The sequence below is a fragment of the Spiroplasma citri genome (assembly GCF_001886855.1).
Taxonomy (GTDB): Bacteria; Bacillota_I; Bacilli_A; order Mycoplasmatales; family Mycoplasmataceae; genus Spiroplasma; species Spiroplasma citri.
Genome location: NZ_CP013197.1, coordinates 263,004 through 277,873, shown reverse-complemented (window position 1 = coordinate 277,873; position 14,870 = coordinate 263,004). Strand labels below are relative to the sequence as shown.

At 29.0% G+C, this 14,870-nt stretch carries 11 protein-coding genes and 1 pseudogene; 1 reads left to right on the top strand and 11 read right to left on the bottom strand.

Going from position 1 to position 14,870, the window contains the following annotated elements; all coding sequences use genetic code 4:
• Positions 1 to 129: 129 nt before the first annotated feature.
• The gene (locus SCITRI_RS01490; RefSeq protein ID WP_071936933.1) at positions 130 to 3,096 is read right to left on the bottom strand and encodes a DNA translocase FtsK; all 2,967 of its coding nucleotides are present in this window, start codon (positions 3,094 to 3,096) and stop codon (positions 130 to 132) included.
• Between the two features lie 101 nt (positions 3,097 to 3,197).
• Positions 3,198 to 4,865 carry a ribonuclease J gene (locus tag SCITRI_RS01485; protein ID WP_071936932.1) on the bottom strand — a complete coding sequence of 556 codons (1,668 nt, stop codon included), beginning with the start codon at positions 4,863 to 4,865 and terminating at the stop codon, positions 3,198 to 3,200.
• A gap of 210 nt (positions 4,866 to 5,075) precedes the next feature.
• Between SCITRI_RS01485 and coaD the strand changes: the two genes are divergently transcribed.
• Positions 5,076 to 5,510, top strand: coding sequence for a pantetheine-phosphate adenylyltransferase (coaD, locus tag SCITRI_RS01480; protein WP_237238014.1), 435 nt, complete (start codon positions 5,076 to 5,078; stop codon positions 5,508 to 5,510).
• A 39-nt stretch (positions 5,511 to 5,549) separates the two neighbouring features.
• On the opposite strand, the gene SCITRI_RS01475 is transcribed toward coaD, so the two are convergent.
• The 9 genes and pseudogenes from SCITRI_RS01475 to arcC form a co-directional block, all read right to left on the bottom strand.
• The gene (locus tag SCITRI_RS01475; RefSeq protein ID WP_071936931.1) at positions 5,550 to 6,824 is read right to left on the bottom strand and encodes a glucose-6-phosphate isomerase; all 1,275 of its coding nucleotides are present in this window, start codon (positions 6,822 to 6,824) and stop codon (positions 5,550 to 5,552) included.
• 57 nt (positions 6,825 to 6,881) lie between these two features.
• Positions 6,882 to 7,034, bottom strand: a complete 153-nt coding sequence (locus SCITRI_RS11050; protein ID WP_237238013.1) for a hypothetical protein — start codon at positions 7,032 to 7,034, stop codon at positions 6,882 to 6,884.
• Positions 7,035 to 7,040: 6 nt separating this feature from the next.
• Positions 7,041 to 7,217, bottom strand: a complete 177-nt coding sequence (locus tag SCITRI_RS11045) for a S1 RNA-binding domain-containing protein (RefSeq protein ID WP_237238012.1) — start codon at positions 7,215 to 7,217, stop codon at positions 7,041 to 7,043.
• Between the two features lie 106 nt (positions 7,218 to 7,323).
• Positions 7,324 to 9,297, bottom strand: coding sequence for a type I DNA topoisomerase (gene topA / locus SCITRI_RS01465; RefSeq protein WP_237238011.1), 1,974 nt, complete (start codon positions 9,295 to 9,297; stop codon positions 7,324 to 7,326).
• Positions 9,298 to 9,404: 107 nt separating this feature from the next.
• Positions 9,405 to 10,934: a hypothetical protein gene (locus tag SCITRI_RS01460; protein ID WP_071936929.1), complete on the bottom strand. Its 1,530-nt coding sequence runs from the start codon at positions 10,932 to 10,934 to the stop codon at positions 9,405 to 9,407.
• Positions 10,935 to 11,134: 200 nt separating this feature from the next.
• Positions 11,135 to 11,951: pseudogene (locus SCITRI_RS12405) on the bottom strand (alanine dehydrogenase).
• Positions 11,942 to 12,157, bottom strand: a complete 216-nt coding sequence (locus SCITRI_RS11035) for a hypothetical protein (RefSeq protein WP_237238010.1) — start codon at positions 12,155 to 12,157, stop codon at positions 11,942 to 11,944. The pseudogene SCITRI_RS12405 and the gene SCITRI_RS11035 overlap by 10 nt, the downstream one beginning before the upstream one ends.
• Positions 12,158 to 12,273: 116 nt before the next feature.
• Positions 12,274 to 13,590, bottom strand: coding sequence for a TSUP family transporter (locus tag SCITRI_RS01450; RefSeq protein ID WP_237238009.1), 1,317 nt, complete (start codon positions 13,588 to 13,590; stop codon positions 12,274 to 12,276).
• Between the two features lie 325 nt (positions 13,591 to 13,915).
• Positions 13,916 to 14,848 (bottom strand): carbamate kinase, encoded by a 933-nt coding sequence (gene arcC / locus SCITRI_RS01445; protein WP_071936928.1) that lies wholly within the window; start codon positions 14,846 to 14,848, stop codon positions 13,916 to 13,918.
• Positions 14,849 to 14,870: the final 22 nt, after the last annotated feature.

The window sequence follows — 14,870 nt, the reverse complement described above, 5'->3', positions numbered from 1 at the left end:
ATATTTTAATTATATACTTAATATTTAAAAATATTAATTGAAATTTTATCTTTCCAATTATACCATTAATTATATATAAAAATTATAAATACACAATAAATCATTGTTTTTTTATAAATTACTTGTGTTTTATCAATAACCGCCATCATTAAAAGGATTATCATCTAAGTCAATATTTTGAACATATACATCTCGTGGTTTTGCACCATTTTGAGGACCAATAATGCCATTTTCTTCTAAAACATCAATTAAGCGACTAGCACGATTATATCCAATTGAAAATTTTCGTTGAATTAAAGATGTTGAAGCTTTTTGATTTAAAATAACAAAGCGTTTAACTTCTTGATACAATGAATCAATATTATCATTTTCATTGCCACCACCTGTTTCACTATTTATTTCAATATTTAAAAACTCTTCATCATAATCAGGTTCTTGTTGCGCACGACAAAAATCAACTAATCGTTGAATTTCATCATCGGAAATAAATGCTCCCTGTGCACGAGTTGGAATATTTTGTCCTGCTGGTGCATATAACATATCACCATAACCAATTAGTTTTTCTGCACCACCTTGGTCTAAAATTGTTCGAGAATCAATTGCCGAGGTAACTGAAAAGGAAATTCGTGATGGAATATTTGTTTTAATTACTCCAGTAATAACATCTGTTGATGGTCGTTGTGTTGCAATCACCATATGAATTCCAGCAGCACGCGCTAATTGCATAATTCGCATAATTGAATCTTCAATATCTTTTCCAGCTGTCATCATTAAATCAGCTAACTCATCAATTACAACAACAACATAAGGTAAAAAGTCTTTTGGCGTAACTTTTTTATTAAAGGATTCAATATTACGAACTCCACGTTCTGATAATATACTATAACGACGCTCCATTTCAGCAATTATTTTTTTCAAGGCGGAATTTGCTAATTTAGTGTCTGTAATAACTGGGGCTAATAAATGTGGCAAATTATTATAAACAGCTAGTTCAACCTGTTTTGGATCAATTAATAATAATTTAACTTCCGATGGTTTTGTTCGTAATATTAGTGATGATAAAATGGTATTAATACAAACAGATTTTCCACTACCCGTTGAACCAGCAACTAATAAATGTGGCATTTTATCTAATTCAACAAAAATAATTCCCCCATTCACACTACGACCAATTCCAACTAATAATTTACGATCTTGTTTTTCTAATGGTAATCGCTCCATAATTTCACGTAATGTTACTTTATTACTAATTTCATTAGCAATTTCAATCCCAACTGCTGACTTTCCTTGAATTGGTGCTTCAATTCGAACATTTTGAGTAGCTAAAGCATATTTTAAATCATTTTCTAAATGCATAATTTTATTAACTTTTACTCCTGGTTGCATTTGAACCTCAAATTTTGTAATAGTTGGCCCAATATTAATACCTTGTACACTAGCAGCAATATTAAATTGTTGAAAAACTTGATTAATTTTCACTGCTTTCTTTTGTGCAGCAAGTTTATTTCGTTCATTATTACGACGATTATCTTCCTTTGGACTTAATAAACCTAAATTTGGTAATTTATAATGCGGATTATTAAAAGTATTTTGACATGAAACAGTTTGACTAAATTTTTTATTAATTTCAATTGACTTGGGTTTCACAACACGGTGTTGTGGTTGATAAGGCATGTCAAAATGTTGTTGTTCCATTAATGGTGCCTCATAATTAGGATAATACTCATCTTGGTATGGTTCTAATGTATGATGATATTCTTGATTACTTTGTCGATGATAAATTCCTTCATTAATATCAACTGTTTCAAATTGCTCTGATGGAGTTGGATTAAATTCTTCCGTTGGTAATTGTTCATCATAAAATGATGTTTGCTTTAAAGTTGTTGAATTACCACCTCGATTAATTTTACCAAAAGGTGTAATATCGGTTGCTGAATTCAACTTATCTCGTGCAACATCAATATTAATATCTTTTCCATATGAAGAACCATAAACTGGTAAATCATCAAGTTTTTTATTAAGATGAGTACTATTACTACGGCGATTACGTGGTTGAATATATTGGTCAGGAGTTAATTGCATTCTTGAACGGTGTGGTAGTGATGAAGAATGTGATGGTTGCGAAGGCATTGAATGATAATCATTAAAAGGTTCTTTTCGTAATTCTGGGGTGGAACTATTTTGATTATCAAAACGAACATAATTTTGTTTCATTTTTTTCTTGCCAACAAAATCATCGTCAATTAAATCATCAATTAAATGTTGGTCATGTAAAGCTGTGTATGATGGCATTTGAATTGTAATATCTGATGCTTCTGTGGTATGCATAACTTGACGAGCAGAAAATAATTCCTCATCCGGAATATTAAAATTTTGGTAAATATTTTGCTTTTGACGGCGATTTGCTGATAAACGCAAAACACGCACTCCTTGTTGTTTACGTTCATTTTTTGGCAAAAACATTCCAATTGCTGTTCCTGTCGTTACTCAACTTCCTCATAATAAAAAAACTGATAAACACAAAATTAAACAACCAAAAATGGTAGTATAACTAGCAATCCCCGCTAGAAAATTTCCAATTATACCACCAGCAGCATATAAAGTAATTCAAGCACCATTAAAATTAACAAATGTCACTGGGTGATTAGGATTAAAAATCGATGCATCTTGTCATCGTTGCAAATAATTCTTAACAACATCTAAAAAAACAGTTTTATCAAAATATGACATTTGACCATTAGCATATTGATAAATTAATAAAATACTGCTTACCAATCAGCATGACAAAATAATAAAGGTTACTATCATTCAAATTACCCGTGATTTTAATCGAATTCGTACCCCAATAAAAATTGTAAGTCCTAATACTAAACATACAAAATACATTAAATACTTAAATCAACCAAACGCAAATGTAAATAAAACATCATCAATAAATTGCCCAATTAAAGTAATTCGTGCTACTGCAAGAATAGTAAAAAATGTCACTAATAATGCTCCAATTACTCACCCGATGAAATCATTACGACGCGGTTTTTTTTCGACTTTTAAGATTGCAGTTTTCTCATTCTGATCATCATAAGATTCCTTCCCCATAGTGCAGCCCTCCTAAAATTCTAAATATTTAGAAATTACTTTAAATATGACCATACATTTAAAAGCTTCAAATATTTATCTACTATAAATATATCATAAAATTAAATTTCATTCACAATTGCTAAAATAATTGGTGTTTTTCCTGTTTCTGCTTTAACAAATGAACTAATTGTCGATCTAATTTCATTTTTTGCTTCATTAACATCATAAATTTCACCAACAACAGCTTTTTTATAATGTTTCTCAATAATTTCAATAATAACTTTTTGCATTTTACGAAAAATATCATTATTTTCTTGAATGTAAATTACTCCGCGCATTTGCGTATCAATTAAAGAAACTAATTCTTTTGTTTTACTATCAATTGAAACTCCAATAATAACAACGCCATCAGTAGCCAATTGTTTTCTTTCATTTAAAACAACTGCTCCAATGTCACCAACACCAATCCCATCAACATATAAATCAGAGGTTTTTACCTTATTACTTTTTTTTGTATATTCACCATCAATAAACTCAAGCCCTTCCCCATTATCAACAATAAAAATATGTTCTGGATTAATTCCAGCTTCAATTGCTGCCATTCTCGCTTGCACAAAATCTTTATATAATCCTTTCACTGGAACAAAGTATTTTGGTTTAATAATTGAACTCATTAATTTAACATCTTCATAACTTGCTGTAATTGTTCAAACTTTTTTATCTGATAAGGCAATTGTTTTTGCCACAGTTCGAGCTAATTCATCTAAAACATTGGCATGATTTAGTTCACTTCCTGGGTTTGGCGGTGTTGCTAAAATAATTGTATCGCTTTCTTTAATATCTAAAATATCATCATTACCAGAAGCAATTTTAATTAAACGACTATATAAACGTTCTCCACTACCAGTTACAATAATTAATGATTTTTCTTCTTTAACTGCTTCTTGTAATCCTTTTAAATTAATTCCATTAAAATTTAGTTTTTTACTATCAGATAATACTTTTAATGACTCCAATAAAGTTTGACCATAAATTCCAACTGAAATATTATTTTCCCGAACTAAATCAAATAACTCACTAATTTTATGTAAATCTTGATCAAAGCAAGCTAAAATAATCCGACTTTCTGTTTCTTTAACAGCTCGTTCAATATAATTTTTAATCTTATGGTTTGGTGCTGTATAGTCACGACGTGAAGCTGATGAAGCTTCTGATAAAAATAATAGTACTTTATTTTTAGCAATAATTTGATTTAAATGTTGTAAATCTGTTGCAAAATTAGGGTCTGCTTTAGCATCAAAAATATAATCTCCAGTATAAATAATTGTGCCATCAGGTGTATGCAATGCAAAACCATAACTATTGGGCATATTTGTTGTTGTTGAAAATACTTCAACCTTGCATAAATCAAAATCAAGAAGATCTTTTGCATTAATAACATTAAAACATTCTTCTTTACCACGAACTTTAAAGCGTTGTAAATGAAATTTTAAAATATTACAAGTTAAATCACTTCCATAAACTGGTAATGCTAATTCTTTTAAAATATAAGTAATTGCTTCAGAACATTCATCGGAAGGCTTTGTAATAAAAACACCCTTAATGCGAGCACGGTTTTCCTTTAGATAATCAAAATTAGGAATTACTACATCAATTCCTAAAATTCCACGCTCCGGATTTTTTGTCCCTGCATCAAAAATAAAAATATCTTGTTCTACTTCGATACAGTATAAATTCTTACCTCGCTCATCTAATCCACCAAGAGCGAAAAAATTAATTTTTGCCATAATTAAAATCGTCTACTTTCTATTTTCTATTCATTAATTAATACTTATTTACATTTTTCCCCTTAATAATATAAATGTAATCTCTCTAAATAAATGTAATCTTAATTATTTTACATTAGTATTAAAAAAATATCCAAATAATCGGAAAAATATCATATTACTATTATCATAACACATTTTTTCAGTTAAAATAATAATATTTAAAAGGATGTGAAAATAATCTTGAAAGCAATTTTTCCTGGTAGTTTTGATCCAATTCATGACGGTCATCTTAATATTATTAAAAAAGCAAGTGCTTTATTTTCAAAATTATATGTTGTAATTACTAATAATTTAGAAAAATCAAACCAAACAAATATTAAAACTCGTGCTAAACAAGCTGTCATAGCTTGTCAAAACCTTAATTTAAATGTTGAAATTGTCATTAATGACCAAATGTTAACTAGCGATTTTGCTAGACAATTAGGTGCTAAATATATTATTCGAGGATTACGAAATAATAACGATTTAAAATATGAAATGGAATTAGCGTTTGCTAATAAACAATTAAATAAAGATCTTGAAACAATTTTTTTTATTGCTGATTATGGTTTGAATGAAATTTCTTCAACTTTTTTAAACCAAATTAAGCAATTAAAAAAATAAAAAAAATATTGAGTTTCAATATTTTTTTTATTTTGTCTTTTATTTTCCCAATAAATTAAACATATTTTGTTTATAAATCTCAACTCCGGGTTGATCAAATGGATTTATCTCTAACAAATAAGCTGACATTGCACAAGCTTTCATAAATCAATATGATAAATAACCAAACATTTTATCATCCATTGTTGCAAATTCTAAAACAATATTTGGCACATGGCCAACTTTCCTATGCGCAGCAACAACGCCTTGAACAGCAATGGTATTTACTTCATGTAATGTTTTTCCAGAGAGATAATTTAAACCATCAGTATCTACTTCTGCTTTTGACAGTTTAAGATCAATTTGTGCTTTTTTAATTGCAATAACTGTTTCAAATAAAATATTTTTTGTCCCTTCTTGAATGAATTGGCCAAGAGAATGTAAATCTGTTGAAAAAACACATGATAAAGGTAATAAACCCTTTGAATTTTTTCCTTCTGATTCCCCAAATAATTGTTTTCATCATTCGGTAATCATCTGCATTTGTAACTCATAAGTTACAAGCATTTCTGCTTTATATTTTTCCTCTTGATTTAAAATATAACGTCCAACAGCATATTTATAGGAATGATTAGTGAAATCATCAATTAAAGTGTCTTGATAAGCTTGTTGTGCTCCTTTAAAAACATTATCAATGTTAATACCACTTACTAGCATTGCAAAAACACCAACTGGCGTTAACACTGAATATCTTCCACCAATGTCATCTGGAATAACAAAGGTTTGATATCCTGCTTTATCAGCTAATGTTTTTAGGGCTCCTTTCTGCTTATCTGTAATGGCAACAATTAAGTTAGCTGCTTTTAGATTTCCTTCTTTTTTTTCTAAAAGCTCTTTACAAAGACGAAATGCAATTGCTGGTTCAGTTGTTGTTCCTGATTTAGACACAACACAAATCCCAAATTTTTTGTCTTGAAGATATTTTAAAACTTGTGCTGTATAAGTTGAAGACATTGTATTTCCAATATAAATGATTTCTACTTTTTGTTGACTATATAACCCATTAATCATTTCAATTGCTGCTCGTGCGCCAAGATAACTCCCACCAATTCCAATTACTAATAAAACATCAATTTCACTAGCTAATTGCTTTGCTGTTTGTTTCATCTTTGCAAGCTCTGCTTGATCATAATTATTTGGTCATTCAACTCAACCAAGGAAATCATTTCATAATCCTGTCTTATTATGAATCATTTGGTGAATATCTTTAACTCGCCCTAAATATTTGTTAAAAACAGATTCGGCTAATGCATTAGTAAAATCTACTTTAATCATTTTAATAATATGCCTACTTTCTATCTAAAAAAACCTTCCATTTGTAAAAATTTTAATTTATTTACTTGTTAGTGAATTAATTTTTTCACTTAACATTTGGAATCCTACTCCTGTTTCTTGAATTTGACTATTATTCTTTTTCAATAATTCAGGTCGACAATTTTTATAACTTAATTTCACTTGTTTCTTAACTGGATCATAGTCTAGCACCTCTACTTAAACACTGTCCCCAATATTAACAAATTCTTTGATATCTCTTACATAGTAATCTGAAATCTCACTAATATGGATTAATCCAGCAGCATTTTTTAATTCACAAAATGCACCAAACGGTGTAATGTTTGTAACTTTTGCAAGAACTTTGCTTCCTTTTACATACATAATTCGTCACATCCCCTTTCTGAAACTGTACTAATTATACCGCCAGAACTATGAAAATCATTTTCTAAATAATAAAATATTTTACATAAATGCCTAAGCATAAAAAAAGTATCGTTTATTATTTTAATAAATTAATTCGATACAATCCGTTATTTTCGTTACTATTTTCTTCTTGTTCTGTCTTTTCTTCTTTATATGAATCAGTGTAATGACAACTTGGATAATTAGTACAGGCTTTAAAGCGTTGGCGTCTCTTATTAAATTTCAAAATAATTTCACCAACTCCACATTCTGGACAAGGACCAAATTTTGGACCAGTTTGATGAATATAACGACATTTAGGAAACCCTGAACATGCAATAAATTTACCATATTTTCCATACCGATATACTAAATCATTTCCACATTCTGGACATTCAATCCCCGCCTTCTCAACTGGAATTTCTTCCATTAATTCCATTGCTGCTTCAATGCGGGGCTCAAATCGTTCTCAAAATTCTTTTAATAATGGCTTTGGCTCAGCATCACCATGTGCAATCACATCCAAATTTTCTTCAATTGTGGAAGTATACGTTTCATTAATAATATCACTAAAATATTCTTGTAATTTGTCACTTGTTAAAATCCCTTTATCAGTTGCTTTAATTGCTTTATTTTCTACAATAATATAGCCACGATCTTTTAATGTTCGCATAATTGGCGCATAAGTTGATGGACGGCCAACCCCAATTTCCTCCAATGTTTTAATTAATTTAGCTTCAGAGTAACGACTTGGTGGTTTAGTAAAATGTTGAATTCCATATAACTCATTTAAATTAATAATTTGATTTGATTTTAACATTGGTAATTTTGCAATTTCTTCATCACCTTCTAAAACATAACATTTTAAAAACCCATCAAATTGAATGGTACTTCCTGTCATTCGAAATTCATAATTATTATTATCTAAAATAATTGCTTTACTTAATAACTTTGCATTAGCCATTAAACTAGCTAACGCACGATTATAAATAATCTTATATAAACGTAGTTGATCACGACTTAAATATTCTTTTGCCACTTCTGGTGTCATCGTTAAATTAGTTGGGCGAATCGCTTCATGGGCATCTTGCACATTTTTTTTATTTTTTGGTGATGTTTTAACTTCGCCTAAATATTCTGTGCCATATTTAATTGTAATATAATCAAAAGCATCCTGAACAAACTTATCACTTAACCGAATTGAATCTGTCCGCGGATATGTTATAAACCCTGTAATATTATCTTTAACTTTAATTCCTTCATATAATTGTTGGGCAATTAATGATGTTTTATTTGAAACAAAACCCATTTTACTACTTGCTTCTTGCAACATTGTTGAAGTCGTATGTGGATTTGGCGATTTTCGTTGTTTTTCACTTTCTTTTATTTGAACAACAACAAAATCTTTTTTTAAAGCTTTTTTAACTTTTAAAACATCTTCTTCTACTTTTAATTCAATTTTCTCATCCTTAAATTTTATTAATTTAACGACTGCTTTTTTATATAATCCTTCAACAGTTCAATATTCTTCTGGCACAAAGTTTTGTCATTCTTTTTCTCGTTCAACAACTAACTTTAAAGAAACCGATTGTACTCGACCTGCTGATTTTGACTTAATCTTTTTCTGTAATAATTTGCTTAAGCGAAAACCAATAAAACGATCTAAAATTCGTCGTGTTTCTTGTGAACGAACTAAATTCATATCAAGATCTGTTTGATGTTGAAATGCATCCAACACTGCCTCTTTTGTAATTTCATTAAAGCGAACACGGCGTGATTTCTCACCACAATTTAAGACTTCATTTAAATGATACGCAATTGCTTCTCCTTCTCGATCAGGGTCAGTCGCTAGAATAACCAAGTCTGCTACCTTGGCTTCTTGCTTTAATTTTTTAACAAGTTCTTTTTTTCCACGTTCTATTTTATAACTTGGTTCAAAAGTTTTAATATCTACTCCTAATCCATATTCACCCTTTGTTGATAAATTACGAATATGTCCTTCTGATGATAAAACTAAATAATTTTCGCCAAGATATTTTTCAACTGCTTTCGTTTTAGTTGGGGACTCCATTATTACCAGCGTCTGTGCCATGTTTTCTCTCCTTTATTTTTTAAAACACATCAATAATTATTATACATAATATTTTAAAAAACTATTTTTAAATTTATTATTCTAAATTAAAATATTTTTTTTATTTTAGCAGTTATTGTATTTATTCCTTCAGCAACACTAGGAACAGTAAAATACAAAATAACAGTTATTGCAATTAATAATAAAATAACACCTAAAATACCCATAGTAATTCAAAAAGCTTTAACATTAAATTTTGATTTAACAACTACGCCAAATTCATTTTTTTTAATTTTTTTTGTCTTATTTTCTTTTGCACGATAAAAATTTTCAATTAATTGATCATATTGTTTTTCTGTCACACCAAAATGTGCCATTGCTTCAAAATGGTCCATTTTAAGATGACCATATTCATCAAATATTTTGGGATAAATTTCACTAGCTTGTTTTTCCCCTAATGATGTCTTAATTGTATAATCCTTATATGTCCAGAAAACTGGTTTTGTATCCTTTACTTTATCAATATCAACAAATTTTAATTCTTCATCTAAAACATTTGTTTCTATTATTTCTGGATTAGATTCCATTAAATCAAAATCTGGTGATTTGACACCTAAAAAATCATGAATATCTTCAGCAACAATATTATTAACATCATTATCATTTTTTGAAATATCATTGTCTTTTTTTTCGGGGGAATCTGCTTCTTTAAATTCTTCATCATTAAAAAAGAAACTATGCGCATCATCTTCAGGATTAAAGTTATTAATTGAATCCTCTTCAAAATCAAGGAAATTAAACTTATCTTCTACATTCTCTTCAGTTAAAGATGAACTTTTTTCTGGTTCAGAACTAGCAATTATTGGCGAAACATTTTTTTCATTTAAAGCATCAGATTGGTCAGTTTTTTGCTTTAATAATGTTGAATCATTATTATCTGTTGGTAAATTCATAGGACCATCATTACTTGTATCATCATCTGCTGAATTAGGATTTGTTTCTTTATCTTTTTTTTCTCAAGCATTAACTAACTTTTGGTTTAGTGCTTCTGCTTCTTTCAAATGACGTAATGACGTATCTAATGTCTGTTTTAAGTTTTGATATTCATCAAAATTAGATTTTGGTCGACTACGATGACGCCCAATAAACTCATCTAAAATATCAGAAATATACACTGCTCAATTATATTCTTCTTCAGCGCTTAATGGTGAAATTGGACGACGAAAATCATTATAATATAGTTGTGTTCCTAATGGAATGCGAGAATTATAAGGAGATAAATAATAATCTTCTCTAACCGGTTGATATTGAAAATTATCATTAATTCTAGCATTATTTGCTAAATTATTAAAATTTTGTCCAACATTATAAGGATTGTATTGATAGGGTTGTCCTAGGGGCAAACTTTGATTTGGTTGTGGCCCTGGCATTGGATATTGAATAATTGGAGAATATTGATACTGGGAAAATAATGGCGGATATGGTTGCTGTGGAATTGAATATTGAATTAATGGTGGTGTTCCACATCCATAAGAAGGAAAAATAGGATATCGATAATAATTAAAAAAATTCGGATGATGAATCCGACAATTATTGTGACAATTACTGTTATGACCCTTCTTGCTATTTTGACACATATATTCACCCTACTTGTATTAATCACTTGCATTTATTATATCATAAAATAATATTTTCTTCTATTAGCGCGTTATTATTAAGAACCTGCCTTTTATCCTTACAAAATAAATTAGATTAAAATAACTTTTAATAAAAATAATTGAAGAAAGCTTCAATTATTTTTATTTTAAAAAACTTTTATACTCTGACAAGTTAATAATTAACAAATTGATAACACATCAACATATTCCAAGTTATGTGCTTCCTCAACTGGGGCAAAAACAAGTTTACCTTCAACTGTTTGAATTCCTTTTCGAATTAGCGGATGTGTTTTACATAGTGTTTTAAAATCAGTATTAGCAATTGCTAGAGCATATTGAATTGTTGCATTTGTTAAAGCAATTGTACTTGTTCTTGTTACTGCGCCTGGCATATTTGCTACTGAATAATGGATAACATCATGCATAATGAAAGTTGGATTATCATGGGTTGTTTCCTTAGTAATTGTTTCAACACTACCACCAATAACAGTAACCTTCGCTCGTTCTGTTCCAGGTGTACAATTCATTAATAAACCACTACCATCAGTTGTTTTAAACATAAAATACATTGCATTAGCAACTGCTAATCTTCCTGCAGCTTCACTCATTGGTCTTAACAATGGTAATGAATTATCTTCAAGTTGAATTGTTTCATAAGCAATTGCCGTTACTTTTGCATCAAGTAATGCTTTAGTTAATGCTTTATCTGAAGCCAAATGAAAGTATGTAAAAATAATTTGTCCTTCATAAAAAATTATATTCACTTTCTAATGGTTCTTTCACCTTAATAATCATTTCCTTTGTCCAAATTTCAGCCGGATTATCTAAAATAATAGATCCTGCTTTTTTATAATCATCAGTAAAACCGCTTCCAAGACCAGCATTTTTTTCAACATAAACTTCATGCTTATGTTTTACTAGTTCAATCACACCACTTGGTGTTACCCCAACACGATTTTCTTGTGCTTTAATTTCTTTTGGAATTCCTATTTTCATGTCTTTGTTTCCTTTCCTAAATACTTATTAAGTAAATCATTATAAAATTGTCGTTTGTCATAATATGCTAGTAAATAATCATCAAGTTGATTAACTAATTTTTCATTTCATTGATCATAGCTTTCCGGTGAAAATATTATCTTTCTTGTCGTTAAATTATTAGCATTTGGTTTTTTTCTAATTTTTAAATAAGATAATAATAGCATAATAGCTACATAAAAAACGACAATAACTGCTAATGATTTTAAATAATTAGTAAAAACATCGGGCTTAACACCTAACCCAACTTCAATACCAACAAAAACTGTTAAAAAAGCTAATACTACGCCAAGAGCCCCCCTAGCATTAAACCAAATCCTGTTTTTGGCTGATATTTATTATTTTTATAATAAGAATATGCTGCAACTGGAAAAGCTGATCCTGACGCTAATGTCATAATTGGAAATGCAACTTTAATATCCATTCCTAATAATGCAATTGTTGCTAACGCGGGAGCATATAACCCTATTCCGAATGCTTGCAATCCACCATAAACCATAAATAAAATAAAGGCAAGTCCTAATTGTCATACTTCCAAACCAGTTTTATTTCCACTTGGTAAAACATTTAATTGTGTTAAAATCATTAGGATTGCAACAATTGCTAACACAATGGCCATTGTTAAACTAATATGTTTCGCACTAATTCTTTTTGTTAATTCGGCACCAACAAAACTACCTAAAATTGCTCCAACAACCAATAATACTAATGTTAAAACCTCAACATTAATTGCAGCAACAAAGGTGGTTCCAGCAATTAAGTTTGGTATTCCTAGCCCAATGTTTATTGTTCCTGGTAATAATGCATCATTTTTAACAATCTTTGTTGCTTTTAATCCTGCCGTTGCAACAGCAAAACTACCAACTCCAATTGTATCTAAAAATGAACCAACAAAACCAATTGCTGTTATCTTAAAAATATTTTTTTCACGATCCATATAAGTCTTTTTAACAACTTTTAACATTAAAATAAAATAACCAATAATAATTATTAAGGTTATTAAAACAATAATAAAAGCAATTAAATATTCTTTTTTTGTTAAATCAAAACTTTCATTTCTTGTTTTTGGAAAGTAAAGTAAGTAATTAATTAATAATGTTCCAATAATTAATAGTGATAAACTAATAACACTTATTAAAACTAAAGTTTTAGTACTAATTGGTTTTCTGGTTTTAAGCTTTTCCTCTTTTAAAGTTTCTAACATTGTTGCTTGTTCTAAACTTGCTTTTTTCTTTAAATCTTTGATTTCACTATTTAATTTTATAAGTTCTGCTGCAACTTCAATTTTATGTGCTTTTTTAAAAGCAATATTTTTTTCAAATGTAAACATACATAAATCAGCCATTTTATTAATATCTTGTTTTAATTGTATCATTTTAGATTTATATAAATTTTTTAATGTTTTTAAATTAGTTTGATATTCTTCTATTGTTATTTTTTTGCTCTTTTTTAAACTGTTTAAATCTGTTAAATGATTTTTAAAATCTTTTTTTAAGTTTTCTAGTAACGTACTAAAATAATATAAATCAGTAACAAATTTATCCAAATTATCTTCTTGTGTTAAAATTTGATGTTGAATACTATTTAAATCCTCTTTCATTCCTTATCCTTCATTCTTTATTTAAATTAGATTAATATCTTTTGTTATCTCGGGTTGAATTATGGTATTAGTTGTTTTAGCTTTTTCATTCTTTTTATTAATTTTATTCTTTTGTAAATTTTTAATAAATAGTTTAAATAATTATTAAGTTTTTTCTTAATCTTATTATTACTCAAATTTAGCAAAAAATATTTTTTTTAAATTTCAAACTGTTTTTTATGCCTTCTTTTTGCTAACTTTACCATAATAAAAACCTTCTTTCTTAATTGTACTTTTTAGAAAAAGCAATTTTTAGCGAAAAAAGGTTTTAATAACTACTATGAATTTATTTCCTAATTGCTGTACCAGCTTTACCCGCTAATGCTGCTTTAGCTTGGGCTAACTCCGCAATAATTGCCATTTTCTGTGACCCAGAACTAGCAAATTTCATTGCAGCTTGTACTTTTGGTAACATACTACCTGGCGCAAATTGATTTTCGGCAATATATTTTTCTGCATCAGTTAAAGTTAAAACATCTAACGCCTTTTGATAAGGTTTTCCATAATTGATTGCAACTTTAGCTACTGATGTTAAAATCATCAATTTATCGGCTTTAATTAACTCCGCTAACTTTGCACTCGCAAAATCTTTGTCAATAACAGCAGGAACGCCTTGATAAGCAGTTCCTGTTTTTACAACAGGAATTCCCCCACCACCAACGGTAATTAGAATATGTCCTTGCTTAATTAAATCTTCGATAATTTCTTTTTCAACAATATCAATTGGCTGTGGTGATGCAATTACTCGTCGTCATCCCCGTCCAGCATCTTCTTTAACAGTAAAACCATTTTTTTCAGCTAATCCTTTTGCCTCTGTTTCGGAATAAAACGCCCCAATTGGTTTTGTTGGATTATTAAAAGCAGAATCTTTTTGATCAACTTCAACTTGTGTTACAATTGTTACAACATTTTTCTTAATTTTACGTTTATTTAATTCATTTAAAATTGCATTTTGTAAATGATAGCCAATATAGGCTTGTGACATTGCTCCACACTCTGGAAATGGCATCATTGGAATTTTATTATTCACATGTGCAGCTTCATCAAAAGCATTGTTAATCATTCCAACTTGTGGTCCATTCCCGTGCGCAATAATTAATTCATCACCATTTTCAATGATGTCAACCATTGCTTTCGCAGTATCTTTTACAATTTCTTGTTGTTCACTGGGGGAATTTCCTAATGCGTTTCCTCCTAACGCAACAACTATTCTTGCCATAATTTACATATCCTTTCTCTTA